The organism is Kitasatospora albolonga, from assembly GCF_039535905.1.
Lineage (GTDB): Bacteria > Actinomycetota > Actinomycetes > Streptomycetales > Streptomycetaceae > Kitasatospora > Kitasatospora albolonga.
Map to the genome: position 1 here is coordinate 39252 of NZ_BAAAYB010000127.1, position 24864 is coordinate 64115.

Annotated in this window: 19 protein-coding genes and 2 pseudogenes; 11 read left to right on the top strand and 10 right to left on the bottom strand. The window is 69.3% G+C overall.

Features of this window, described 5'->3' with window-relative positions; translation table 11 throughout:
- Positions 1-9: 9 nt before the first annotated feature.
- Together ABD946_RS31305 and ABD946_RS31310 are read right to left on the bottom strand one after the other, a co-directional pair.
- Positions 10-291: a hypothetical protein gene (locus ABD946_RS31305; RefSeq protein ID WP_345288960.1), complete on the bottom strand. Its 282-nt coding sequence runs from the start codon at positions 289-291 to the stop codon at positions 10-12.
- A 296-nt stretch (positions 292-587) separates the two neighbouring features.
- Positions 588-1094 carry a hypothetical protein gene (locus ABD946_RS31310; RefSeq protein ID WP_345288961.1) on the bottom strand — a complete coding sequence of 169 codons (507 nt, stop codon included), beginning with the start codon at positions 1092-1094 and terminating at the stop codon, positions 588-590.
- 342 nt (positions 1095-1436) lie between these two features.
- Between ABD946_RS31310 and ABD946_RS31315 the strand changes: the two genes are divergently transcribed.
- Positions 1437-1886, top strand: coding sequence for a coiled-coil domain-containing protein (locus tag ABD946_RS31315; protein WP_345288963.1), 450 nt, complete (start codon positions 1437-1439; stop codon positions 1884-1886).
- Between the two features lie 133 nt (positions 1887-2019).
- Here ABD946_RS31315 and ABD946_RS31320 read toward each other — a convergent pair whose 3' ends face one another.
- The gene (locus ABD946_RS31320; protein WP_345288964.1) at positions 2020-3372 is read right to left on the bottom strand and encodes a Fic family protein; all 1353 of its coding nucleotides are present in this window, start codon (positions 3370-3372) and stop codon (positions 2020-2022) included.
- Positions 3373-3863: 491 nt separating this feature from the next.
- Between ABD946_RS31320 and ABD946_RS31325 the strand changes: the two genes are divergently transcribed.
- The 6 genes and pseudogenes from ABD946_RS31325 (at position 3864) to ABD946_RS31350 (ending at position 8714) form a co-directional block, all read left to right on the top strand.
- On the top strand, positions 3864-4727 hold the full coding sequence (locus ABD946_RS31325) for an RlpA-like double-psi beta-barrel domain-containing protein (RefSeq protein ID WP_345288965.1): 864 nt from the start codon (positions 3864-3866) through the stop codon (positions 4725-4727).
- Positions 4728-5108: 381 nt separating this feature from the next.
- Positions 5109-5561 carry a hypothetical protein gene (locus tag ABD946_RS31330; protein ID WP_345288985.1) on the top strand — a complete coding sequence of 151 codons (453 nt, stop codon included), beginning with the start codon at positions 5109-5111 and terminating at the stop codon, positions 5559-5561.
- Positions 5510-5761: pseudogene (locus tag ABD946_RS31335) on the top strand (response regulator transcription factor); the annotation flags it as partial. The gene ABD946_RS31330 and the pseudogene ABD946_RS31335, both read left to right, overlap by 52 nt.
- 795 nt (positions 5762-6556) lie before the next feature.
- On the top strand, positions 6557-6775 hold the full coding sequence (locus ABD946_RS31340) for a ferredoxin (RefSeq protein ID WP_345288967.1): 219 nt from the start codon (positions 6557-6559) through the stop codon (positions 6773-6775).
- A gap of 92 nt (positions 6776-6867) precedes the next feature.
- Positions 6868-8073 (top strand): cytochrome P450, encoded by a 1206-nt coding sequence (locus ABD946_RS31345; RefSeq protein WP_345288968.1) that lies wholly within the window; start codon positions 6868-6870, stop codon positions 8071-8073.
- A gap of 242 nt (positions 8074-8315) precedes the next feature.
- Positions 8316-8714, top strand: coding sequence for a hypothetical protein (locus ABD946_RS31350; protein ID WP_345288969.1), 399 nt, complete (start codon positions 8316-8318; stop codon positions 8712-8714).
- 427 nt (positions 8715-9141) lie between these two features.
- On the opposite strand, the gene ABD946_RS31355 is transcribed toward ABD946_RS31350, so the two are convergent.
- Both ABD946_RS31355 and ABD946_RS31360 read right to left on the bottom strand, forming a co-directional pair.
- Positions 9142-11175 (bottom strand): endonuclease/exonuclease/phosphatase family protein, encoded by a 2034-nt coding sequence (locus ABD946_RS31355; RefSeq protein WP_345288971.1) that lies wholly within the window; start codon positions 11173-11175, stop codon positions 9142-9144.
- Positions 11176-11444: 269 nt separating this feature from the next.
- On the bottom strand, positions 11445-11921 hold the full coding sequence (locus ABD946_RS31360; protein ID WP_345288972.1) for a hypothetical protein: 477 nt from the start codon (positions 11919-11921) through the stop codon (positions 11445-11447).
- A 153-nt stretch (positions 11922-12074) separates the two neighbouring features.
- Here ABD946_RS31360 and ABD946_RS31365 point away from each other — a divergent pair, with 153 nt between their 5' ends.
- Positions 12075-12200, top strand: a complete 126-nt coding sequence (locus tag ABD946_RS31365; protein ID WP_345288973.1) for a hypothetical protein — start codon at positions 12075-12077, stop codon at positions 12198-12200.
- Between the two features lie 772 nt (positions 12201-12972).
- Positions 12973-13191: a hypothetical protein gene (locus ABD946_RS31370; protein ID WP_345288974.1), complete on the top strand. Its 219-nt coding sequence runs from the start codon at positions 12973-12975 to the stop codon at positions 13189-13191.
- 97 nt (positions 13192-13288) lie between these two features.
- Here the strand turns inward: ABD946_RS31370 and ABD946_RS31375 are convergent, their stop codons facing one another.
- From ABD946_RS31375 to ABD946_RS31395, 5 genes and pseudogenes are all read right to left on the bottom strand, one after another.
- Positions 13289-13876 carry a hypothetical protein gene (locus ABD946_RS31375; RefSeq protein WP_345288975.1) on the bottom strand — a complete coding sequence of 196 codons (588 nt, stop codon included), beginning with the start codon at positions 13874-13876 and terminating at the stop codon, positions 13289-13291.
- 78 nt (positions 13877-13954) lie between these two features.
- Positions 13955-14670 (bottom strand): annotated as a pseudogene (locus ABD946_RS31380) (helix-turn-helix domain-containing protein); the annotation flags it as partial.
- Between the two features lie 447 nt (positions 14671-15117).
- Positions 15118-16635, bottom strand: coding sequence for a DUF8189 domain-containing protein (locus tag ABD946_RS31385; protein WP_345288977.1), 1518 nt, complete (start codon positions 16633-16635; stop codon positions 15118-15120).
- A 97-nt stretch (positions 16636-16732) separates the two neighbouring features.
- Positions 16733-17230, bottom strand: a complete 498-nt coding sequence (locus ABD946_RS31390) for a hypothetical protein (RefSeq protein WP_345288978.1) — start codon at positions 17228-17230, stop codon at positions 16733-16735.
- Positions 17231-17581: 351 nt separating this feature from the next.
- Positions 17582-18079 carry a hypothetical protein gene (locus tag ABD946_RS31395; RefSeq protein ID WP_345288979.1) on the bottom strand — a complete coding sequence of 166 codons (498 nt, stop codon included), beginning with the start codon at positions 18077-18079 and terminating at the stop codon, positions 17582-17584.
- Between the two features lie 390 nt (positions 18080-18469).
- On the opposite strand from ABD946_RS31395, the gene ABD946_RS31400 reads away from it, so the two are divergent.
- The gene (locus tag ABD946_RS31400) at positions 18470-22411 is read left to right on the top strand and encodes a polymorphic toxin-type HINT domain-containing protein (RefSeq protein ID WP_345288980.1); all 3942 of its coding nucleotides are present in this window, start codon (positions 18470-18472) and stop codon (positions 22409-22411) included.
- A gap of 1128 nt (positions 22412-23539) precedes the next feature.
- A partial coding sequence (locus tag ABD946_RS31405; protein WP_345288981.1) for a hypothetical protein occupies positions 23540-24864 on the top strand: 1325 nt, incomplete at its 3' end.

The window sequence follows — 24864 nt, forward strand, 5'->3', positions numbered from 1 at the left end:
GCGGGCCGCTCAGGTGAGCCGGGGTCGCCCCCACCTGGCTGCTTCGAGTACTTGTGCGGTGTCGCCGGCCCACCGGAAGCGGTCCTCGTCCTCGTCCCGTTCGAGGATGCCCGCCGCAGTGAGCTGGAGCAGCGACTCGTGGAGGGCGTCTCCCACCGGGTTCGCGGTCCAGAACGCCCACTTCATCGACGAGAAGTCCTGGTCCTCCGCGAAGATCCCGAGCGTCCGACCCAGCAGGTACGCGGCCCCGTCGGAGTCGACCCAGTCAGCGAGCTCGTTCGGAAGGTCCATGCGGCGATGGTGGCAGACCCACCGCGTTCACCGCGCGGCTGTTCTTCGCGCTGCTGTCCCGGGTCGGGTGTGACGGCTCGTCACGTGCCGGCCCGGTTCGGGTGCACCTCGTCGGCCGGCTCTACCGGTGACCCCCACCGCGAGGTCCGCGCCGACCTCGGCTCCTGCGGCTGTCCCCACAGCACCCCGTGCGCTCACGATCACGCCTGCTGCTCTGAATCACCCGTTGATCTACGCCGCACGAGCAGTCGACCCCACCTACGTCAGCGAGCGGTCGAGTCCGCGCCGTCCGATCCTCAGCACATCTTCCCGATCTCCCATGCCCGAGCCCGCTCTCCGGTGTTCTCGGGGCGGATCCGCTCGGCCAGGCAGTTTCGGTGGGCTATGACGGTGTGGCTTCCTGGACCGTCATTGCTCCGCGAGTCCAGGACAAGCGCGTCTCCGCCTGGGGCCACCGTGACCCGTTCACCGCAGAAGTCGCAGGCCCGGACCAGCGACTCCAGGTCGGCAGGGCGGATGCTGAGCCGCACTGACACCGGCGGATGCCAGCGGCGGACCTGCTCGATGACCGCATCGATCTGCGAACCGACGGGTGGAAAGAGCGCGAGCAGTTCGTCATGGCTGCTCGTGGTTCGGGAGAACTGCTCGATCATGTCGACAGAGGCCGAGAGACGGGCGTGACCACGGGCGTTCTCGTAGCCGACGATCTCAACGAGCACGCCCCATGGGTGATGGCTCAGGACGTTGGCCCGAACCCTCTGACCAGGCATCAGCGCCAGACTCTCCGTCTCGAATCTCTCCATGAACCTCTTCCTTGTCCTTACCCTGCCGGGCCGCACCTGGTGGTGCTCAGGTGGGTTCGACGGCGTCGGAGTCGATCTCCGCGCACAGGCCCCGCAACGCGTCATCGTATTGGTCGCGGTTGAACTGGAACGGACCGAACGTCGTGCAGCCGCGGCTCCTCCGGCAGGCTGCTCGAAGGAATCCCAGTGGCCACGAGCGCCCAGGTCGGCAGCCCGGTGGCGTCCAGGCGCCGGCTGCGTAGTCGGCGGTGGTCGTTGTGGCACCGGACGGCCAGGTCCGTTACGTTCGTGCCCGTCTGCCGGAGTGGCCGAGGGGGTGGCAGCCCCTGGCAGACTGTCGCCATGGCGGAGGACGATCTTGAGACGATGCGGCGCGAGCTTGCCGAGGCCCGCGCCGAACGCGACGCACTGCAGCGGGAACTCGGCGACTTGAGGGCCAGGCTGTGCATCAAGCTCGGCATCGTCCGCCGAGAGGAGCAGGACGAGGCTCCCTCCGCAGTTCTCAGCGTTGCGAGTGATGCGGAGATCGTCCAGGGGGTTCAACGGCTTCGAGATGATCTGGCGAGACTCGTGGACACGGAGCGGTCGGACGACCTGCGATGGTCGGGAATCGATGACCTGATCACGGGTAACCGGAAGATCCATGCCGTCCAGGCCATCCGAGCCCGGTTCGGGGCGAGTCTGCCCCTGGCGGTGGACCTGCTCAGCGAGCGGTACACCCAGCTACGGCACCGGTACCCCGAACGCTTCAGCGAAAGCCCCGAAGCGTACTGGGACGGCTTCACGTCCTGACCAACTCGGCCGCCCGTGGCAACGAAGCCACCGAACGCCGCTCGGCCGGTGACGGTCCTCACCGATACACATCCGCCAAGGCGCGCGCGTGGCGTCCGGAGCGACGTCCGCCACCGAACTGGCGAGGCAACCGTCACCGAGCGGCGGCGCGGCTCTGTGCGATCTGGAACTCGACGGTGCGGCACAGACTCAGCGCGTCCTGCGGGTCGTCGGCCCGGAGGCTGAACCGGCGGATGAACAGCACCGAATCGAGGGTGATGCCCTCGCGGGCCAGCACGAACAGCAGGGCGAGCAGGGCGGCGCGGGCGTTGCCGTCGTCGAACGGGTGGAAGAAGCAGACATCGAGGTAGGCCCGGGCTGCCCTGGCGGCCGGGGACCGCCGGTTGTCGGCTGCCTGCGCGAGACAGGTGTCGAGGTGGGAACGGGTGTCGGGGCCGATCCCGTAGCGCTCCTCACCGTCCTTGGCGAAGGCCGGGTGCGTACGCAGGTTCGGCGGCTCGGGTGTGCCCAGCACGTGCTGCTGCCAGCCGCGCAGCAGTTCGAAGTCGAGCACGGCACCGCGTCCCGCGTCGGCCCGCACCAGATCCAGCGCAGTGAGGAGGCCGGTGGCGCGGGCGGGGTCCACCGCTGCGTCGAAGGAGCGGAATTCCTCCGCGGCGCCGTCGCGGGCGGGGACCACCTTCCCGGTGTCCGCGCCGTCCTCACGGGCGGGCCACGGCACGCTCTCGCGCACCGCGATCCAGCGCTCCAGGTGGTCCGGGAGCGGCCCGGCCTCCGGCGGCCACTGGGTGTCCTGCGGCCGCAGTGGGCCGACCATCCGTTCGGCGATGTCCTCCGCCAGGACGGAGTCCGGTGCGGTCCAGCTCTTGAACCGGCCGCCGACCGCCTGCTTCACGAGCCGCGCAGCCAGCTCGGGGCCAACCCCCCAGTAAGTGAGGAACCACTCCAGGACCTGGTTGCAGTGCCCGTACCAGCCGCTGTCGGCGCCCGTCTGGTCGGCCACCTGCAGGATGAGGTTGCGAGCGGCCCGCTCCCACAGGACCCTGTCCGCGTCCAGGCGCTCGGTGTCCAGGGGGTAGGCCTCGAAAAGGTCCGCGAGGCGTTCGAGCCAGTCACGCCACTCGCACAGCGCCGCCACGACTTGGTCGACGGTCTGCTCAGGAGTGCTGATCGAGTGGGAGGCGCAGCACCAGTTGCCGACGGGTCCGCCGTCGACGTCTCCTTCACCGTTCGACCAGCGCCATCCTGCCGCCCAGGGGCCGAATCGCTGGATCAGTACGTGTGTCATGGCATCGGACCACGGCTTGGCGACGTCCCAGTCCCAGTTGACCTTGGTCAGGTCGAGCGCCGGGTCGAGCCGGGAGGGCACCCGCTGGGCCGGGCCGAGCGAGCGGATCTCCCGCGCCGCCGAAACGGGGTCGAAGGGGTGGCCGGCGGGGTCGACCTGGTCCCAGGTCAGATCCTTGGGGTACAGCACATTGAACACCGGGCAAGCGTGCACGTCGGCCGAAGGCGCGGGCAACGCAATTTCCGCGGGCCCCACGGCCGACGCCCCACCCCGCTCGGTGGAAGGCCGTTACGGCCCCGACGTGACTGCCCTGGTGTCAGGTCGCAGCGCTTTCCCGAGTGGAGGGGGCAGGACACCGAAGCTCCTGTAGCCCTCGCAGACGAACCCCGGCTGCGGTGACGCATGTGTAGGCGGCCTGGACGCTCGGCGGTCGACCTGCGGGAGCGCCGGCAGCAAGGCCGCCAGAGTGTTTTCTGTGACGAAGGGCCAAAAGCTCTGCCTCAAAGGGCAGTTCTGCGTCGTGGAATGGACGCGGAGTTGTTCGTGTGGCTAGCGTTCGGGTGTTGCCAGGTTCGCGATCTTCGTTCTGAGGGGGAGGCCGTCAGTACGGAGGGGCTCCCGCCATGCTTTCGCACAGGCGGCCTCGGCAGCCGAGCAGTGCCCACACCGAAAGGCTGACGATCGCTGCGATGGCGGTGGTGCTGCCCGAAAAGGCCGGGGGCCGGCCGGGAACGGTAACGTCACCCGCCGTCGAAGGCGGATTCCGTCGAAACCCACTGTCGGCCCGGTTGGATGCAGCGCCCGGCGTCGTGCCGGGCGTCCGGTGCGGTGACCGTTGCCAGGGCGACACCTGCATATCCGAGTTCGCGGTGCACGGTTCGGCGGACCGGTCGACGAGCCGGCCACAAGGGTCAAATTCGCTCCGGGCACGGCCCGGTGTAGCGACTCCCATGAGAAAACACCTGAGAGGAACCATGAAGAGTTCGACGAGGAACACCATCACCGCAGGCGTGGGAACGCTGGCATTCGCGGCCGTGTTCGCGGCGGCGGCACTGCCGGCCTCCGCGGCCACGTACAAGGGCCGGGCTACCTCCTACTCGCCCGGGCTCAACGCGTGCGGGACGGTGGATTCCGACGGGGACTTCATCGTGGCGGTCAGCCCCCAGATGTTCCACAACGGATCGGTGTGCTTCGCGACGGTCAGCATCACCTACAAGGGCCGCACCGCGACCGCGAAGGTGACCGATCGGGCACCGGGTGCGGGCATCAACGACCTCGACATGTCCCCGGGGCTGTTCAAGTACTTCGCTGGCCAGAGCCAGAACGCGATCTCCGGCGTGAGTTGGCATTTCAAGGACTCCAAGCCCACGCCCGGCGGGACGTCGAAGGCGCCGACGCCGAACCCGACCAGGACGACGAAGGCACCCACGCCGAACCCCACCAGGACCACGAAGGCACCCACGCCGAACCCGACCAGGACGACGAAGGCACCCGCACCGAACCCGACCAGGACGACGAAGGCACCCGCACCGAATCCGACCCGGACTCCTTGAGTCCCAACAAGCAGGGACCATGCGCCGGGTGCTGGGTCGCCCCCCCGGAAGAGTTGGCGATCGAGCACGCCAGCCTGACTGGGAGGCGTGCGGCCTGGCAGTTCAGTTGCCGGCGGCCTGTTCTCCTGGCTGCCGACTGCCGACTGCCGATGCAGTGCTTGCCGTCTTGGTCCCGGACGGTTGAGCCATCCGGGGCGGTGGTGGGGGTGGGCCGGGTCCGGGACGAGCTCGCGGACGTGCCCGCCGGGGGGACGGCCAATTCTCGTTTCCTGCAAAACCGTTGGTCGCGGGGGCGTACCTCGCACGGGGCGGCTCCCGGAACTCTGGTGTCGTGGAGGTCCGATGGGGGTGTACTGGTGGCCTGCCGTGTCAGGGGGCCGTATGTCGCAGACCTCGGATCCAGGACCGCCCGCGCCGCACGGTGATGCGCCGGAACCGTCCCCCGGCGACCCCGATCCGGACGAGAAGTTCACCCCGGGCGCCTGGCTGACCGCCCAGGAGGTCGCCGTGTTGTGGTCCGTGCGGGAGGACTGGGTGCGACGGGTGGCACACCTGGCGGGGGTGCGCAGCCACACGGTTCCCGGGCCGACCTACGGTACGTACGGGGCGGGCCAGGACCACCCCTACTACCACCCCGAGGACGTGCCGCTGGCGGCGGTGGCCATCGCCGAGGGACGCGTCGAGGTCGAGTCGGTCTGGCGCACCGACACCCCTGACGGCCGGCGGGCGGAGTGCTGGAGGAGGTTCCGTCTGCGGTTGGCCATCACCCTGGTGCTGGTCTGGTCGTCGCGCAGCTGCTGGTACGCCGGCACAGCGATCCGCTCGACCGGCTGATACCGCGTGAGCGGGAGGTCCTGGAGCTGATGGCGGGCGGCCGGTCCAACTCCGGCATCTCCGCCGAGCTGGTCGTGAGCGAGAGCGCGGTCGCCAAACACATCAACAGCATCCTCACCAAGCTCGACCTGCCCAGGGCCGACGCCGACCACCGCCGCGTGCCGGCGGTGCTGCGGTTCCTGGGCGTGGCGACCGCGTAGTGCGCGACCACGCCCGCATCCCCGCGTGTGGTTCACGGCGCGGGCCCTCGCCGCCGGAGCACTCCAGCGAGACGGCGACCGCGACCGCTCGCCGACCTACGACGGGCTGCGAGCCGCCGAAGTCGCCGGCAGCACGGGCGGGTGCCGCTCCGCCGCGGAGGCGGACAAGACCGGCGACGTCCGTCACATGCCGTCACCGGACGGCTCGTTCCTCGGTCCGGCCTCCTCCCCGATTGCGGTTCCGAACGACTCGCGGGGACGCCTCCGCGACGGCGTGGCCGGCCTTTCGGGGCGGGCCGGCCGTGCCGCAGGGGCCCGTCCCGGGGCGCCCGGACGCTGCCGGCCCGGCCGGAACCCGTCGTCGAAGTCACCTTCGACGGCCTCCGGTGCAGTCACCGCTACCCTGCGAGCGCAGTCCTTGCTGTCCCGCCAGGGCAGTCCTTGCTGCCCCCCCCCCGCGACGTCCCGTCACCTCGCGGTCGGCCCTGCGGTTTGCCGAGGTGGTGGGCTCCCGGCCGGCCAAGAGTGCCGCCGAGCATGAAACGGCCTTCCCCGTAGGGGAGTTGGCCACCACCGAAGGCCTGTGAGGCCGTCCGGACGGCTGGGTCCGCCGACCCGTCCGGCCAGGTACCACGGGGTGAAACGCCTTGCGCCGTAACGGGGTTCGCGCACGGTGGCCGAATCAGCCATTCCCGTTCCGGCCACCGTGGTCTGGACCAGTGGCGGCTAGGTTGGCCGTGACAAGGAGAGGCGGCCGCCGGCCAGCCGGTGCCGCCCTGGCGAAAGGTGCCCGACATGCAGGTGAGCGTCGACCGGGACCTCTGTTGCACCTCCGGCATGTGCGTGACGAACGCCCCCGCGGTGTTCGAGCAGGACGACCGGGACGGTCTCGTGAGGCTCCGTCAGACCGTCCTGCTGCCGGAGCAGTTCGACGACGCCCGACTCGCCGCCGAGCTCTGCCCGGGCCGGGCGATCACCGTCACCGGGGGCGAGCCCGTGCGGACCGGGGCCTGACGGACCTCCGCCACCGACCCCGCAGGCCGCGCCGGGAACCTTCCCGGTCCCCAGCCCCACGAGAACACCCGCGACGTGAGGAGACCCCCGCTGTGACCAGCGCACCCACCACCCCTGTCCTCGCCCTGCCGGCCCCGCACTCCGGCGGCTGTCCGTTCGGCCCGCCGCCCGCGTACCCCGAGGCCGCCGCCACCGGGCCGGTGACCAGGGCCAAGCTGCCCGACGGCGACCTCTGCTGGCTGGTCACCGGCTTCGCCGAGGTCCGCACCGTACTGTCCGACCGCCGGTTCAGCGCCGACATCCGCCACCCGACCTTCCCGCTGCTGATCGCGGGCGCTCGCGAGCTGATCACCGACAATCCGGACTTCCTGCGACTGGACGACCCCGAGCACGCCCGCCAGCGCCGCATGATCACCGGGGAGTTCCTGGTCAAGCGGGTGGAGGAGCACCGCCCGGAGATCCAGCGGATCGTGGACGGGGTGCTGGACCGGATGACCGAGGGCCGGACCACCGCCGACCTGGTCACCGACTTCGCGCTGCCGGTGCCCTCACTGGTGATCTGCCTGCTGCTCGGCGTGCCGTACGAGGACCACGAGCGCTTCCAGGACCTGAGCCGCACGATGGTCAGCCGGGAGGCCACCGTGGAGCAGCTCCGGGTGGCCCAGGAGGAGGTCCGCGACTACCTCCGCGGCCTGACGGACCGCAAGCGCGAACACCCGGAGGACGACGCCCTCAGCCGGCTCGCCGCGCGCGACGACCTGACCCCGGACGACGTGGCCGGCATGGGCGTGCTGCTGCTGATCGCCGGGCACGACACGACCGCGAGCATGATCTCGCTGGCGACCGCGCTGCTGCTGGACCACCCCGAGCAGATCCCCGCCCTGGCCGATCCGGCCACCCTGCCGGGTGCGGTGGAGGAGCTGCTGCGGCTGCTGACCATCGTGCACACCGGCCTGCCCCGGGTGGCGCTGGAGGACGTGGAGCTGGGCGGCGTCACCATCCGGGCCGGGGAGGGCGTGATGGCGCTGCTCTCCACCGCCAACCGGGACGAGACGGTGTTCGGTGGCGCCGGCCGTCGGGCGACGGACGAGCTGGACCTGGAGCGGGACGCCCGGCGGCAGCTGGCGTTCGGTTTCGGCGTGCACCAGTGCCTGGGCCAGCCGCTGGCCCGCGCCGAACTCCAGATCGCCCTGGAGACGCTGTTCCGCCGACTGCCGGGGCTGCGGCCGGCCGGCGAGCGCGAGTTCCGTACCGACTCGTTCATCTACGGCATGCGGTCGCTGCCCGTGACCTGGTGAGCGGGGCCTGACGGAGAACTCCGAGTGGACTACCGGCCCGCCCGCCACGACGTTCCATCACGGCGGGCGGGCGGGCGGGCTTGCCGGTCGAGGCCGAGCGCGGCGAGCCACTCGGAGCAGGGCCTCGGTCAGCTCGGCCCACCCCGGTGGGGTCGAGCCCCGGTGAGACGGTCACCTGCCCTCCGACACGCGCTCGTGGTCGGTCCGCCGGCCGTACCGGAGGGATGGTGGATGATCAGGGTGTGCTGGTGCAGACAGAGTTGATGCCGACCTCCGAGCCGGAGCGGATGATGGTCAGGTTTCACACATCCGTCGGCAGTGCCGTGGCGGTGTGGCGCGGCGACCCGTTCGAGGTGGCGGGCCGGCACTACATCGAGTGGACCGTCAGGGAGGAGATCCTCTGGGGCCTCAACACCCGACCGACCCCGCTCACCGAACCGGGCATCCGCGAGCACGCCGGCCACGTGGTCCTGCGCGGTCGGCTGGAGCTCGTCGAGGAACCCCTCGCGGTTCTCGATCTGGGCGACTCGCCGGTGTGGTTCGAGATCGGATCGCCACCACCGCCCGACGGAATCGACGGCACCTGGGTGGAGATCACCGTCGCAGCGGACAAGGTGGAGCTGTACCCCTACCGGCTCTGACCGGTCTCACCCACCCGGCAAGAACGCCCCGGCCGGGGCGAGCCCGGGACACCACCGCCGAACCCACCAGGTCGTGCGGCGGCGCGACGCCGTCTCAGATGTCCGCTGGCCGTCCGCCGAGAGCCGTTGTGAGTCCGGCCCGAGCCCGGAGATCGGCCGTCGCCGAGACGAGCCGATGGGCGACCGGCCCGATCCGCCCACGATCGCGGATCCGACGACACCCACCCCGGCGCCGACCAACGCGGCTACCCCTTGGTCCACGGAACGAGCGTTCCCAGCGGACGCTCCGACCGAACCCGCCTCGCCCGACCTCATGACCGGGCGGCCGGTGGTGACGAAGCTCCCAGGGCGGTGATGCGGGGGAGGAGCATGCCGGTACAGGCCACCCTGCGGGCAGCGCCGGTACCCACGGGGCCGCTGCGGTCGGTCAGTCGGGGGTTCGGGTGAGGGTGCATTCGAAGCGGTAGGTGCCGCTCTGGACGGAGAAGGGCGACTGGACGCGTTTGGTGAGCGGGTCGCCGGGTGCCAGGGCCTGGATGAGGGTGGTGTCCGGAGGGTCTTGGAGGAAGTCGTGCTCCTTCACCCAGACCTCGATGTGCTGGGCGAACGCGACCACGGGGACCTGGCCTTCGAGTTTGAGCATCTCGCCGGAGTCCGCGTCGTCCCAGTAGGTGCTGAAGAAGTGGCCCGGCAGGCCGTCCGCCTGGAGTTGGAGGGTGATCTCGTCGCCGCCGGCCCAGTCGGGTCCGGTCTCGTCGATGCAGCACAGGACCATCGGACCGGTGGGGGTGGAGCGCAGGTAGGTCAGGCCCGACTTCCAGCCCACCCGGAATCCGGTGTCGGTGAGGGAGGAGCGCAGCAGGCGCAGCATCACCACCTCGACGCCGACGGCGCTCAGGTCCACCTCGGAGAGGGGTCCGCTTCCGGAGGCGGTGAGCGTCCCGGCCGATCCGCTGAGGACCTCGAGAGCGGCTTCGTGGCCGGTGCTGTTGAGGAGGGTGAAGGTGGAGGTGTGCGGGAGGCCGCTGTGGGCGCGGTCGATGCGGGCGCGGAACCAGCACTCGTCGTTGGGGCCGAGCTTCTGGCCGTTGGGTAGTTGCGGGTCCTTCGCGGCTTCCCAGGGCAGAAGGGCGATGGCGGTGGCTCGGGTCTCACCGCGGTGGCGCAGGACGCCGACGTGGCAGACGCCGCGGTAGCCGCCGCTCTGCCGCGTGGCCCGTACGCGGATGAAGAACGGGCCACGGCTTTCGAACTGTTGCCCGTCCGCGCCGGGTTCGATCCCGAGCCGGCGCAGGTCTCCCGGCAGTGTGCTCAGCCCGCTCGCGGCCGGTGGCAGGACGTCGTAGGGGACGAGGGGAGTTGACATGTCGTCAGCGGTGAACAGGTCGATGTCGAGCTGGGGTTCGGGGAAGACGGTGTACGTCCCGGGTTCCTCGATGTACACCCACTGGTAGCTGCCGTCGTGGACGATGTTCAGCCCGTACGCCCGCAGCCCCTCCGGGGTGGTGGCGGAGGGCACCGTGACGGCGCGGGAGGGGGTGCAGGCGGGGGTCTCCAGGTGGGCGTCGGCCTCCAGCGACCAGTGGTCGCTCTGCGCGCGGAACCTGGTGCGCATGTGCTGCGGCACGAGCCTGCGCTCGGGGGCCCGGCTGTAGCACTGGTAGTCCAGCCGCATCAGCAGCCCGGCCGGGAGCTCCCCGTTCTCGCCGGGGTCCAGGTTGTTGCAGGTGTAGCCCGGATCGGACTCCACGAACGCGTTCGGGGGACGCATGAAGGTCCGCCAGCCGTCGGTCAGGTCGGTGCTGAAGACACCGCTCGGGGCGGCGAACACCGTGCCCCACTCCGCAAGGGCCGCGCCCGGGTCGCCCCGTACGTTGAAGTCGCCCATGACCACCAGGGTGCGCCAGAGCCCGGTGCCGGGCGGGCCGAGGATCAGGGAGAGCTGCTGGCCGAGGTCCTTGAACTGTCCGGCCCGCTCGGCCGCGTACTGGTCCTCCCACTTGTAGAAGGCCTGGGTGTGGGTGAACGCGATCGTCACCACCCCGGTCGGCGGGAACAGCACCTGGACCAGGCCCACCCCCTTGCACGCCAGGGCGTCCTTGTCGGCCGAGTCCGGGTAGGAGAAGAAGTGCACCTTGGGGTCGCTGGCCTGAGGGGGGAGAGTGCGGAACGGCAGGCGGCTGAACAGCATCAGCCCGCTGTCCTGCCCGATGGCGCAGTCGTCCAGCTTGACGGCGATGTGCGGGTAGGCGGGCTTGAGCCGGTCGTAGAGGACGTCGCGCCCGGTCTCGCTGAACACCTCGTTGAAGGCGATCACGTGCGGCCGGTCGTCGGGGGCAAGGGCGTCGAGGGCGTCCGCCACCGCGTGCGCCCGGCCCTCCGCCTCGTTGCCCGGCGAGGTCGTGCCGGGCACGGTGGGCAGCAACTGGACGTTGAAGGTCATCAGCTTCAGCGCGCTCATCAGGTCGTGTCTCCCCGGCCCGTCGCATCTCCTGAACACTGGTCAGTTTCCCTGCCCCGAGCGGGGTTGGGCAGAGGCGAAACGGGCGACGGGCCCTGCCGGAGCAGGTCGCCGAGGCCCGGGGCGCCGCCGCCTCCTCCGCGACCGTGTTGTCCGCGGACAACACAGCGCCGGGGTACGGCCGGGCGACGTATCGCAGCGCAAGTACTGCCGCGCGCCCGCGAACCACGGAGGGCACCGCTGCGGCAATGCGAGCGTTCTCCACGGGCTCAGGGTGCGGGGGATCGCTTTCGGTCGGACCGTTCGCCGGCCGCGCCGGCCAGGATCCCGCAGGCCACAGCAGCAAGCCCGAGAACCCCCACGGCCGGGTTGACGTACCCCGGTACGGCGACGGTGTAGCCACCTCCCGCGCGCAGCTCGCACGTGAAGCGCAGCGGCAGGAAGCTCACGCTGTGGTCCACGACCGTCTCCGCCCGGGCCATGCCGCCCTCACGGCAGGGCTGGATCGGGAAAGCGTCGGTTCCACTGTCGTCCGTCGTCAGGACGGCGCCGAGGAGGTGCAGCGCACCCCACAGGTACGCGGCGGCCGCGCCCCCGGCCGACAGCAGCGCCACCCCGCGCAGGCCGCCGGACGGACCGGCGTCGCTGCTGCTGCGGACCAGTACCACGGTCCCCAGGATGAACAGGACCGGCGCGGCAACCAGCCCAGCCAGCACCACTGCGACAAGCACGAAGAATTCGAGCAACGATTCCCCCCAAGGTCGTACTCCACGACGACGCGCCCCACAGGTCCGGTTCCGCCGCGAGGAGCGGGGCCTCGCCGGTCACCACCGATCCTGAGCTGCCGGTCACAGCGGCGGCCACCCGAGGGTGTCGGTGGCGCCCTCCACGATCCCGGCGTGCCCGACACCCCCACCGCCAGCGCCGACACCACCGAGGCCCCCGAGCAGACCGAGGCGGAGCCGCACCCCGACTTCGTGATGCCGGTCCCCGAGCCAGGCGACGCCCAGGCCGCGGTCGGCTGATGGTGCGACCGGATCGCCGCGCAGGCCCGCGCGGCCTACCCCGACGAGAAGGACGCGCAGGGCAACCTCATCGCCGACCGCTGGTTGGAACGCGCCCGCTACCCCGGCCCCACCCCCACCCAGCCCCTCGACACCGGCGAAGCCCGCCCTGGCCGGCTCCACTGCCGCCCGATCTCCTCGGCGTGCCAGAAAGCCGGCCGCAGGCGCCGCCACCCCGGCGTGAGACGGCCGCAGACTTGCCACAACGGCCGGCGTGCGCACGCGCCCGGCTCAGCTGACACGGCCATCTGGCGGCCCTTCATGCCCGCCCCTACCATCACCGGGAGCGGAAACGAGGGGACGCACATGCAGGAGCAGGAACCGGCTGCGGCCGCGGTCCGGGTGCTCGTCGAATCCGTCGCCAGGGGCGGGGCGGCGACGGGGCCAGAGGCCCAGGTGATCGCACTCGTACGGGAACGCCTCGGCCGAACGGAGACGGGCCGATCGGCGGTGCTGCGCCTCGACACGGAGTGGAGCGCCGCCGCCGAAGCGGACGCAGCGGAGGTGCTGGCCCGCGAGATGGCCGCCGACGCCGTGTTCGGACACCTGATCCAGACCGCACTGGACGGCCTCGTACCCAGTCCGGCCCAAACCCCTCCCGTCCCCCCGCCCCCGCCGTACCCCCCGTCTGGGCCCTCGCCGGGCAGCCCGGGGCCGCTCCACGAGACCACCACCCGGCCCCGACCGGCCCCCCCGACGCGTCGCCGCCGTCTGGCTGCTCGGCATCCCCCAGGTGCTCCTGGCCTTCATCGCCGGCAACCTGGCCGCCGAACTCGGCGCGCCCTCCCTGCTGGTCGGCACCGTCTTCACCGCCTCGGCGGTACTCCTCGCCCTCGGCATCAGGATCGGCGCCACCACCCTGCGGCAGACCCCCAGCCCTCTGCTGGTCGGCGTCGTCGTCGTCGACGCGCTGCTGATGGTGCGCATGTTCCTGGTGCGAATCGGAATCTGACCCCGGGCGTCACCACCCGACGGCACACCAGGCACAGCGGCCCCGCTCACGCCTCCACCACCGCCCACTCCACGCCGTGCTCGGCGAGCGGCGCGGGCTAATCCGTCGTCAGCCCCGCCCTGCGGCTTTTGTTGTTGTTGAGCCAGGTGCGAAGCGCGAACAACGTTATTCTGTCCCCTGTCTCCGCCGCCAATGGCTGCTTGTGAGGGCGGGGCACCTTCGCGTGCTGGTGCTCGGCGACGAACGCCGCCAAGGCTGCGAGGCCGGCCGCGAACCGGTCACCCCGGGACTTGTTCGGCCGGGCCGCCACCTTCGCCCGGGCAGCGGCCGGCTCCTGGTCCTCCTCGATGCCCAGCGCCGCCAGGAGGTCCTGCCGCTCCTGCTTCAGCCCTGCGAAGGCGGCCCGCTGCGCCCGCACCCGCCGGCCCCGCTCCTCGCCGTCGAACTGCAGGCCCACGTCCAGCCCGGCCCAGTCGGTCTGGCCGTCGGCCTCCAGCCACCACATCCGGGCGACGGCGTACGAGCGCTGCCAGATGATCGGCCAGCGCGGGGCCCACCACGGGTCGACCGCCTCCAGCTGCGCCCGGCGCTCCGCGTCGAGTGCGACCGCTTCGCCGTCCGGCACCTCGGCGGCGGCCCGCAGCGCGGCGAGCCAGGCCCTGATGGCGTACCCGCCGCCGATCACCGCCCGCGCCGGCGCGGCCAGGCTGCCCCCGTGCTCCTTCGCCCAGAGCCGGGCCCAGTCCGAGCCGATGCGGGGTCAGCGTTTGACGCCCCACAGGGAGTCGTCGCCGATCGAGTAGCAGCCGTGGAAGTAGGTAGCGCCGTGGGTGCGGTGGTAGGTCTCAGGCAGCCGGTTCGCCCGGCCTTGCTCGGCCCAGCAATTGCCTACGGTGGGGCGGATGCCGAGCGGCCCGAACTCGTCGAATGCGAACGTGCGATCCGGGAAGCGTTTCAGCACGTGCTCGATCCGGTCGAGCTTAGCTTCGCGCTCCGGATCGGTGGACTCCTTCCACGTCTTGGCCCGTTGGAAGGCGACGCCGCGTCGGGAGAGCAGGCAGCGCAGGGCCTCGCGGCCCAGGCGGACCACCCGGCCATGAACCTTGCGCAGGTAGGCGGCGAGCTTGCGGATCGACCAGCGGGTGAAGGGCTGGCCGAGCTTGGCCCGGCGGGTGGTGGCCATCTGGACGACGAAGTCCTCGTCGTCAGTGCTGAGTTGGCGAGGACGGCCTCCCGCCCACCGAGGGTCCACAGACAGGCCAGGCCGATCTCGTTGAACCGGTGGATCACATCCCGCACGGTGTTCTCGTCGGCCGCTACCAGCTGGGCGATGACCGGCACCCGGTTGCCGCCGGCCGAGGCCAGCAGCATCATCGCCCGGCGGTAGCGCACCGAACTCGTACTGCCCCGACGCACAATCCTATGTAACTGCTGACCTTCCTGATCCGTCAGTCTCCGAACCCTCACCGGCCCCGCCACCACGCTCCCCGAACCTTGGATGTCGACTCACATCCAACCCGTCCGGACCGTGCCACCACCAACCCGGTGGACCTGTGCGGTCAGAGCACTAGACACACCCCGAGAGCGCGCTCTTCGCTGACTGTCGCGCTACCGCCAGCGCCAGTGCGGGCCGGGACAAGTTGGTGGCCCGACGCGGGATGCGCCGGGCCACCAAGTTCTTGAGCGGCGTGCGGTCTGCGGAGGGTGAACCCACCGGGGACCGCACGGTAGAGGAACGCGTCCTACCTCGCGTGGGTGAACGTCAGGACCGGGGTGTCGACGATCTTGTCGTCGCGGGCTGGACGTCACTATCGGCGAACCGCACCTGACCGGGTCCGCGCCGAGCCCTCCCAGAGGCAAGCTCACACCAGCGGCCTGACCGGGGAGATTGTCCTGGGCGTGTCGTCCCGGCCAGGTGAGGCGTGATCAGGAGCCGATGAGGTTCCAGCTGCTCCAGCCGCTGCTGCCGGTGGTGTAGTAGGCGTGGTAGATGCGGCTGTCGGTGCCGGTGGCAAAGACCTCGATGGTGTTCTTGTCGGCGTGGTAGACCGTGCTCAGCGCGGTGAACGTGCCGGGGGCGACCAGCTTCCACGCGCTCCAGCTGGGGCTGCCCGTGGTGTAGAAGGAGTGGTAGACCTGCCCGTCGGTGCTCAGCGCGAAGATCTCGATGGTCTTGAGGTCGGCCTGGTAGACGGCGCTGGTCTGGCCCTTGAAGGTGCCGGAGGCGATGAGGTTCCAGCTGCTCCAGCCACTGCTGTTGGTGGTGTAGTAGGCGTGGTAGACCTGCTTGTCGGTGCCGGTGGCGAAGACCTCGATGGTGTTCTTGTCGGCGTGGTAGACCGTGCTCAGCGCGGTGAACGTGCCGGGGGCGACCAGCTTCCAGGCACTCCAGCTGGGGCTGTTGGTGGTGTAGAAGGAGTGGTAGACCTGCCCGTTGGTGCCGAGTGCGAACACCTCACTGGTCTTCAGGTCAGTCTGGTGAACGGTGCTGATCGCGGTGAACTGGCCCGGTGCGACCAGGTTCCAGTTGCTCCAGCCGGCGCCGCCGGTGGTGTAGAACGCGTGGTACACCTGGCCGTCCGCCCCGATGCGGAAGTCCTCGATGGTGTTCTTGTCCGGGTGGTACACCGCGACCGGTGCAGTCTCCGTCCACCGGTCGGTCCGGTCCACCTGCTCCTTCAGCCACGCTGCCAGGCCGTCGACACGGGTGCTGTAGGCGCCTGTGCGGGTCTCGGCGGCGGGGATGCCAAGGCAGCTCCCCTGCCAGGAGCGGCTGTTGACGGCCACCAGCTGGGGCTGGCCGTCGACGGTGCGCCAGGCCGGGCCGCCCGTGTCGCCCTTGCAGATGGCCGCGCCGGCCGGTGCCTTGGCGGCGAGGTCGACCCCGGTCGCTGCGATCTTGCCGACGGTGAAGGTGGCGGTGCGCAGCTTGTCCTTGGACCAGGTGGTCCTGGTCCGTCCGTAGCCCGCGATCTGCAAGTCTTCACCTTGGGCGGGGGCGCTGGTGCTGAGAGCCAGGGGAGTGATGCCGGCGGCGGGAGCGGTGAGGCGGGCCAGGACGAGGTCACGGTCGGTGCGCGGCACGATCTCGGCGATCTCGGTGACGTGACCGCCGGTGGTGTTGGTCAGGTCGGCGCGGCCGATGACGGCGGTGGTCCGTTCCTTCGGGGCGCCGGCCTGGAGGGTGAGGCTCTGGGACGGGTTGTCGGCGAAGCAGCTGGCGGCGGTGAGGACCCAGTACTGGTTCACGAGCGCGCCGGAGCAGACACGGCCCTTGTCACCGATGGTGAGCTTGGCGGTGAATGCGAAGGACGCGTCGGTCTGGGCATCACCGGATACCGCGCCAGCGGTGCTGGATGACAGCCCGCTGGCGAGAGCGGCGATGCTGAGCGCGACGGTCGCCAGAGCAGTGGTGGGCCGTGGAAGTTGACGGGCAGTGAACATGCAGGTTGGTCCTCAAAGCTATGGAAATCCGGTGCGAGTGCGCGTACGTCCGCCGCACGCGACGCAGAGGAGGGCAGGGTCGGGGCAGATGTCCGGGTCAGCCCGTGACACGGAGTTCGAGCATCACGGCGTTGGAGTTCCTGCTGCCTTCACCGACCGGAACCAGTTGGTCCTTGGCGACCTGCAGGGTCGTCGTGTTGCCGTCGGCGGAAACGCGTGCGGCCACCGCCCGCTCGGGTGTGGTCTGCACCGCGAAGACCTCCGGGATCGACATGGTGAGCCAGCCGGTGGACGTGGGTGCCGTGAAGCAGAACCGGTCACGAGGATCCCTGAGGCCCAGCCGGGAGTAGACCTCGATCTGATGCGCCGATCCGCAGCTCACGAGGCTGATCTGGCCGTCGCCCGCCGTCAGGGTGACCCCCTTCTCCTGGAGGATCTGGTCCGCGCCGGGGTAGGCCCCGTCCTCGACCCCGAACGGGGCCAGCACGTTGTCGGTGGTGCTGTCGGCAGCGGTCGCGAGGGCCGACACACTGACAACGGCGGCCGCAGCGACGGCTGCGCCGACCAGCGACCATCGTCGTATACGGATTGACATGTGATCTCTTTCACTTTTTAAAGCGCATTGATTTTGCCAAACGTGCGAAATCGGACATTATGCCTGCCTGGGCCGCGCTTCTTCACCTGCATTGGACTTGGGTAAACAGCTCGTACCCGGGGCGCTGGCCAGGCGCCGGGGGTCAGGACGCGATGGAGGCCGTGGGGCGGAAAACATCAGGCCACCACACGGCCGCACATCCGGCCCCGAGGTTGGCATTGTGTTCGCTGCTGGCGCGGCCCTGCGCCGCTGGCGCCGAGGAACGTAAAGGTTCGCCCTCAAGACATCTGGAAAATATATGATCGCGCACGGCAGCCGCGCGTGAGACAGGAGGGTGAGGCGTGACCTGACTCAGCCCGTGATGCGAAGCTCCAGGACGACACCATGGTTGCTCACGCTGTGTTCACCGACATTGGCGGCCCCATTCTTGGGCAGTTGCAGGGTTGCCGTGTTGCCATCGATGGAGACGGTTGCGGTCAGTGCCCTCTCGGCGGTCGTGCTCATCGTGTAGACCTCCGGGATCGACATGGTGAGCCAGCCGGCCGAGGCGGGTGCGCTGAAGCAGTACCGGTCACGAGGATCCCTGGCGCCCGCCTTGGAGTAGAGCTCGATCTGGTGACCCTGCGTGCAGCTCACGAGGTTGATCTGGCCGTCGCCCGCCGTCAGGGTGATCCCCTTCTCCTGGAGGATCTGGTCCGCGCCGGGGTAGGCCCCGTCCTCGACTCCGAACGGGGCCAGCGCGTTGTCGGTGGCGTTGTCGGCGGCCGTTGCGAGGGCAGGCGCACCGAGAACGGCGGCTACGGCAACGGCTGCGCCGGCTAGCGCCCATCGGCGCATACGGATCGACATGTGATCTCTTTCACTTTTCAAAGCGCACTAATTTTTCTCAAACGTGCCAAATCGGACATTGTGCTTGCCTTGGTTCGAGTCACGCTTCTTAATCTGCCTCAAGGCGGGGCAAACAGCTCGCCTTGCAGGGTGCTGGCCAAGCGCCCGGGAAACACGACTCGATAGAGGCTGTCAGCGCAAGGTATCAGGCCACCATAAAGTCGATTCAACGGCCCCCTAAGTTGATCTTGGGTTCGTTTACGCCGCTTTCTCGGGTAAGATCCGCCAGCGATTTATCCGCGCGGTGATTGGGAGGGATTGGCGTTGAGTTCAGTCAATGTTCGGGCGCGAGGCGGCGGGGGGTGGTGGCGTTCTTCCCTCGCGTTGGCGCACGGCCTGCTTCCGTTGGCCATGACCGCCGGTCTGGTGACGGCTGTGCCCTCGTTCGCGGCCGAGGTGCCCGCGCCGTCGGCGTCGGCGCTGCCGGCGACCGACCGCGGGCGGGCCGTCGGGTTCTGGAAGCTGGGCGGGCCGGCCGTGAAGGCGGCCGCCGAGGTGGCCCTGCTGGGCTCGGATGCCGATGTGCGCCGGTTCCTGGACACGGACCGGGCAGCGGCCGAGGTGCTCGATGACCGGCAGCTGGCCCTGCAGGTGGTCAGCATCGGCGGCCGAGAGGTGCGCGAAGCCGCGAAGAAGGCACTCGCGGGCACGCCGGCCGAGCTGTCCGCGTTCTTGAAGGACGGCTGGAAGGTGTCGCAGGAGCGTGACGACCGACAGGCGGTCGTCCGAGCGATCAACGCCGGAGGCCCGGCCGTTGCCAAGGCCGGCCGGACCGCGTTCGATGGCACGCCCCAGGACGCCCGGACCTTCCTGGAGCAGGGGCAGTACCGGATGCGTGAGCAGGACGACCGCGTCCTGGCGGCCCAGGCGATCAGCGCGGGCGGAGCGCAGACGAAGGCGGCCGGCCGGATCGCGTTCAACGGCACGCCCGACGAGGTCCGTGACTTCCTCGAGGTCGGGCAGTTCGTCGCCCAGGCCCGCGACGCGGAGTACGCGAGCATCAGCCAGCTCGCGGCCCAGGTGGAAACCGCCGGGGCCCAGGCAAAGGCGAGCCTCACCCAGGCCAAGGAGGAAGCGGACCGCGCGATCGACGCCGCCCGCCTGGCCCGGGAGGCCGCGGCCAAGGCAGCAGCCGAGACGGAGGCCGCGAAGGGCGATGCCACCAAGGCGGCAGCGGCCTCCGCACGGGCGGCCGAGGCCACGCGCCGGGCCGCGCAGGCGTCGCAGACCGCCGCCACCGCGGCCCGGGCGGCCGTGGCGTCCTCCCGCCGGACCGCCAACGCGGCCTCCCGGGCGAACAGCGCCATGGTCGGCGCGCTGCAGGAGGCGGCCAAGACCCTCGCGGCGGCCGCGGCGGTGTCCTGGGACAAGACGAAGATCACAGAGGCACAGGAAGCTGCCGGCAAGGCCACCCGCCTGGCGAACGAGATCAGCGGGGTCTCCGGTTGGACACGCGCCACAGCCGAGGCCGATGCGGCGTACCAAGTCACCATCGAGCTGACGAAGGACGCGAACGACCAGGCGAACCAGGCAGCCACCTCAGCCGACGCCTCGGCCGCCTTCGCCGAACAGGCGAAGGCCCCGGCCGCCGAGGCCCGTGCGGCGGCAGCCGTCGCGCGCCGCAACTCCGCCGAGTCCTCGCGCGCGGCCACCGCGGCCCAGGCGCTTTCCGCTGACTCCTCCCGCGCCGCGAAGGAGGCGGCGGACGCCGCCGCATCGGCGGCCGACCGCCTGCGGGCCGCAGCCGAGGCCGCCACCTGGGCGTGGCAGCACGCCGGGGAATCCTCCGCCGCGGCGGACCGCTCAAAGGCCCAGGCCGACGCGGCCAAGGTGGCCGCCGACGCCGCGAGCTCGGCGGTGGAGAAGCAGAAATCGCTCCGCGACCTCGCCACCCGCACCGAGGCCGAAGACCTCGCCACCCGCACCGTCCAGGGCATCAACCAGGCCAACGACCTGCGCGTCGCCGAGGAGGAGCGGCAGGCGGCCTTGCAGAAGGACGTCGACGACGCCAGGCAGCTCGATGCCGACGCCACCCGCCTCGCAGCCGAGGCCGCGCAGACCGGTGCCGACGAGCAGCAGATCGCGGCGAAGGGCCGGCGGATGGCGGTCGCCGCGATGAAGACCCGCGGCCCGTGGAGCAAGTCCGCCGCCGAGTTCGCCCTCGCCGACACCGACGCAGTCGTAGCCGAGTACGCCCGCACCGGCTGGGCCCAGGCAGCCGAGCGTGACGAGCGCACCCGCGTCCAGCAGATCATCCGCGAAAACGACTCTGGCGATCCGGCCGCCCCTGATCCGATCGCCACCGCGGCCACCACCGCTCTCAAGGGCGACGCCGCCGCTGTTCACGCTTTCCTGACCACGGGCCAGTACGACGTCCAGGCCGCCGACCTGCGGGTGCGGGTGGTTCAGGTCCTCAACGCGGGCGGACCGAGCGTCCACCAGGCGGGCAAGAACGCGTTCGACAACGGCGCCAGCACTGTCTTGGCCGACTTTCTCAGTGTCGGCCAGTACCGGGCACGGGCCACCGACGACCGCGTCCTGGTGTCCCGGGCCATGAGCAGCGGAACCCCTGAGGTCAAGGCCGCCGCGAGGATCGCCTTCGACGGGCCCCTCGAAGCAGTCCGCTCCTTCGTTGAAACCGGCCAGTACAAGGCGCAGCAGAAGGACCAGCTCACCGCCCACCACAACGCTGCGATCGACCAGATGATCGCCCAGTCCGCCGGCACCGCCGCCACCGCCCAGCAGAACGCCGCCGAAGCCTTCAAGGTCGCCGCCCTCGCGCGCAACGCGGCCAACGAAGCGAACGACTGGGCCACCAGCGCGACGAAATCCGAAAATCAGGCATCCATATACGCGGGGCAGGCCAGAGCCTCCGCTGGCCAGGCCGCCGACGCCGCAGCCAAAGCCGCCGAATCCGCGAAGAAGGCCCGCCAGTCCGCCGCGCAGGCCCAGCAGGCCGCAAACAGCGCCGCCTCCAGCGCGCGATGGGCCACAGCATCGGAGCGCGCAGCAAGCAAGTTCGCCGAGGAAGCCGGAAAGAAGGCCATCGAGGCAAGGACGTCCGCGGAGGCGCTCGGCAAGAGCAAGCAGGAAATCTTCACCCTGGCAGCGCTCGCCAGCAACGCTATGGTGAGCGCCCAAATGGACCGCCAGGAATGGGAGAAGGAGTTCGATAAGGCCCTCTCTGACTTTTCAGAGGCAAGAGCCAAGAAGAGCGGCTTCACCGCACTCGACGGCGTTCACCTCCTTCTCGACACTCTTGGAACAATCCCGGTCCTCGGGGAACCCATGGACCTCCTCAGCTGCGGGATCTACGGGATTGAGAAGAAGTATGTAGACGCTGGACTCTCCTGCGCCAGCGCGATCCCGATCGCAGGATATTCGGCAACTGCCGTCAAGTTCGGAAAATGGGGAGAGAAGGGGGCCGACCTCCTCTCGGGCATCAACCGCGAGCGCAAGGCTGTATCAGCGGCAGGGCCCACAACCAGCTGTTTCGACAGCTTCCCGGCAGGCACCGGAGTCTTGATGGCTGACCGCAGTATCCGCCCGATCGAGCAGGTGACTGTCGGTGACAGTGTCCTAGCAACCGACCCGATCACCGGTCGAACCGAATCCAAGCCTGTACAGGCGACGATCCGCACCCCCGACGACCGGGGATTCACCACCGTACAACTCGATTCTTCCGGCAGCGGGACCGTCATCTCGACCGACCATCACCGGTATTGGACCGAGAACCAGCGTTCCTGGCGCGACGCATCTCAGCTCCGCCCCGGTGACACCCTGCGCACCCCGAACGGTGCCGCCGTTACAGTCGCCAGCGTCAGTCACGACGACAGCAGCCGCGTTGCGTATAATCTCACCGTCGGTGACCTGCACACCTACTACGTCGTCGCTGCCACCACGCCAGTTCTTGTGCACAATCGGGATCTGAGCGTGTGCGACCTGGATTTCCGGCCGCCTAATCTTGCGCATCCTCCGGTTCAGTCAGTCCTTGATGTGATGCCGACGCTCCCTATTCATATTTACGAGTATGACTGTTCTGAAATTGCTGCGCGGCTACTCAGAGAGGCAGGAGGGGTTGGAAAGATTATCGAGGGCAGGGTCGACGGGGGAGGTTGGATCGATGTCCCCGAGGGTCGAGTCACTGAGAGCTATATTTTCCATCAGGTTTATACTGATGGCCGCTATGTATATGATCCTCGCTTGTCAATGAGCGCCATTCCGGCCGGAGATTATTTCAAGCTTTTGAAGAAGCTGAATCCGGGAATACGCTGGGGAAGGCCGACGGTATGATTTCACCCGAATATGCTCTTGAAGCGCTTCGTCGTCATGGTGTAGTGGAGTGGGGTAGGCTGTCGGTCGGGGTGGATCCTCTCGACGGATTGGTTCGCCCCCCGTTGATTGCTTGGCGGTATGCAAGCCCCACTGTGTCAATTGCTACTCTGATCGGCGATGCCGTTGGCTCTGCCGACACGGTGTACGAGTGGACGGTCTCACTCGGCGGGCGAACGTGGTACATCGTTCCCGAAAGAATCGATCGAGTTATGCGGTCGGCAGGGCCGGGAAATCCTGACGCGCTCGGTTGTTTTAAGATGCAGAATCAGGATTTCTGTGCAGCTACAATGAATGAACTTGCTCTCATTCTAAGGAGAATCTGAAGTCATCCCTCGATTCTAATTTCGGGCCCGCCATCGTTCTCGATGGTGGGCCCGAAATGAGGTCCCGCTGGTTCTGATTTTGTGAGGATTTATGGCGTGGCGGCGGGTGTGCGGGGTTGAGCGGTCGTGGGGTGGGGTTTCGCAGGTTGGTTGATGCGTTTCTGGTGTCGGGGTCGGCCGGGGTGTGGCGGTAGGTGGGTGAGTTGGCCGTGTCGAGGGGCAGGCGGGTGGCGCCATGAGCTGGTGATGTCGCTGGTTTGGTGAGAGTTGCGCTGTTTAGAAGCCGTTGTTGTACCGGTCTTGATGGACGTGGGTTCGATTGGTGTGGCTCGGTCGGGTGATATTGCCGCGTGCCGGGCATGGAGACAGGGCCCCTGGTGCAGCTCGAGGTTGTCGAGACCGTGAGCACGCCAGGAGGCCCTGTTGTGACGGGTCGTCATTTCAGTTGTGCGTTGTAGCGGGTGGTCTGGGGTGTTGTGGGTGGTGTGGGACGTCGCTGGCGGGTGTGGAGGGGGCTGTTTCGCGGTTCCTTGATCGTTCAGGAGGTTCACGGTTGCCCACTTGGCTGTTGACCTGCGGGTATCGCTGATAGGTCGGGAATCGTGGGTCCTGTGAGGTGGTCTGGGACTTTTCACTGGCTCAGTGGGAGCTCCTAGGGCGGTTCGCTGGGAGCGCTGTCTTGATGGCCTGTCAGGTGGGTGCTGGGCGAGGTGTTCTCGGGGTTTGGGGCGCCGGTGTCCCTGCGCGCTGGGAGACTTGCTGGGTGTCTGAGCAGCTGACGTTCCTTCCGCTTTCGTATGCCGCGAGGCCGCCTCGTCTGGTGGTCGTAGCCCCGCAGAATGAGGACTGGGTGCGGTGGTCGGCCGCTGCTCTTGCCCGGTTGTCGAGGGTGTGGGGGTGCAGCGGGAGCGTGGTGCTTCCGGCGGGGACGGTGGAGCATCCGGCACTGCAGCGGGGCCTGGCTCGTCTGCAGCCCGATCAGGTGGTGCCGTACGTGCCGTCGGTTGGGACTGCGGACGAGATCATCCCGGGCCTCATCGATGCAGCGCTTGACCGGCAGAGCATCGACGATGCTGGGGTGTTGGAGCAGTTCGGGCTGTCTCTGCGCAAAAATCCTTGGACGCCGGACTACGTCCAAGCCGCTCAGGAGGTGGCTACCGCGCTGCGGTCACGCCTCGCGGCCAACCAGCGGGAGGAGTTCGTCCATGTCCAGCACCTGTTCGACGTCGGCGACAGCCAGTCGTTGACGGAGCTGGAGTCGGTGGCGGTCGCCCCGCTGCTCGGTGTTCCGAAGGCGCTCGTCACAACGGCGGCTTCGCTCGCCTACGCCATGCACGTCGGGGCGCAGGAATGCCCGTCGGAGAAAACGGTAGAAGCCGGGCGCTGGCTGCAGGCTGCCGTCCAGGGCAGCGAGTCGCCTCTCCTGAAAGAGTTCCATCCCGAGGCGGCGCCGGACGCGCTCGCGATGATGTCCCACGAAGCCGGTCTGTGCATTCCGGTCCGACGGGGGTTCCGGCGCGGGGCGACCACGGTGGTGCTGGGGGAAGGCCCGGAAGACTTCGCTCTGGCACAGGTCCTCAGACAGCTCCACGTCACGGTCGTGTGGCTCCCGGCGGAGGAGCTGTCCCTCGCTTCGATGTGGCTGTTCCAACTGGGCAACCGAAACGACCAGATGACCGTCACTAGCGCCTCGCTCGACCAGCCCGAGGTCCAACGGAGGATCAACGAACTCTGGGACAAGCGCGGCTACCGGATGATCGAGCCAGCCGAAGAGGAGAAGCTTCCGTACACGGTGCTGGATCCGCAGGACCTGGATTTCCACGGCCGGTCGATGGTGGTGCTGCAGACAGCTTGGGATCAGCCCACATCCCTTCCCGCCGCTGTGATGCCCGACGGGTCCCTTGAGACGGCGCTCGCGCTCGCCGCCGAGGTGCCGCCAGGTCTGGACCCGGTCAAGCACCGCTGGCAGGTCACCCTCACCTGCGCCGATCACCCGCTGCCCCCACTGGCCCCGTTGACGGGTGCGGCTCTGATCACCTCGGACCAGAGCTTGTGGCAGACCTTCGTCCGAGCCGCAGACGGGGGCAT

Bases quoted from the DNA above. Each gene is read 5' to 3' on its own strand.
- ABD946_RS31305 (WP_345288960.1), bottom strand. From the start codon at position 291: ATGGACCTTCCGAACGAGCTCGCTGACTGGGTCGACTCCGACGGGGCC.
- ABD946_RS31310 (WP_345288961.1), bottom strand. From the start codon at position 1,094: ATGGAGAGATTCGAGACGGAGAGTCTGGCGCTGATGCCTGGTCAGAGG.
- ABD946_RS31315 (WP_345288963.1), top strand. From the start codon at position 1,437: ATGGCGGAGGACGATCTTGAGACGATGCGGCGCGAGCTTGCCGAGGCC.
- ABD946_RS31325 (WP_345288965.1), top strand. From the start codon at position 3,864: ATGGCGGTGGTGCTGCCCGAAAAGGCCGGGGGCCGGCCGGGAACGGTA.
- ABD946_RS31330 (WP_345288985.1), top strand. From the start codon at position 5,109: ATGTCGCAGACCTCGGATCCAGGACCGCCCGCGCCGCACGGTGATGCG.
- ABD946_RS31340 (WP_345288967.1), top strand. From the start codon at position 6,557: ATGCAGGTGAGCGTCGACCGGGACCTCTGTTGCACCTCCGGCATGTGC.
- ABD946_RS31355 (WP_345288971.1), bottom strand. From the start codon at position 11,175: ATGAGCGCGCTGAAGCTGATGACCTTCAACGTCCAGTTGCTGCCCACC.
- ABD946_RS31385 (WP_345288977.1), bottom strand. From the start codon at position 16,635: ATGTTCACTGCCCGTCAACTTCCACGGCCCACCACTGCTCTGGCGACC.
- ABD946_RS31390 (WP_345288978.1), bottom strand. From the start codon at position 17,230: ATGTCAATCCGTATACGACGATGGTCGCTGGTCGGCGCAGCCGTCGCT.
- ABD946_RS31395 (WP_345288979.1), bottom strand. From the start codon at position 18,079: ATGTCGATCCGTATGCGCCGATGGGCGCTAGCCGGCGCAGCCGTTGCC.
- ABD946_RS31400 (WP_345288980.1), top strand. From the start codon at position 18,470: ATGACCGCCGGTCTGGTGACGGCTGTGCCCTCGTTCGCGGCCGAGGTG.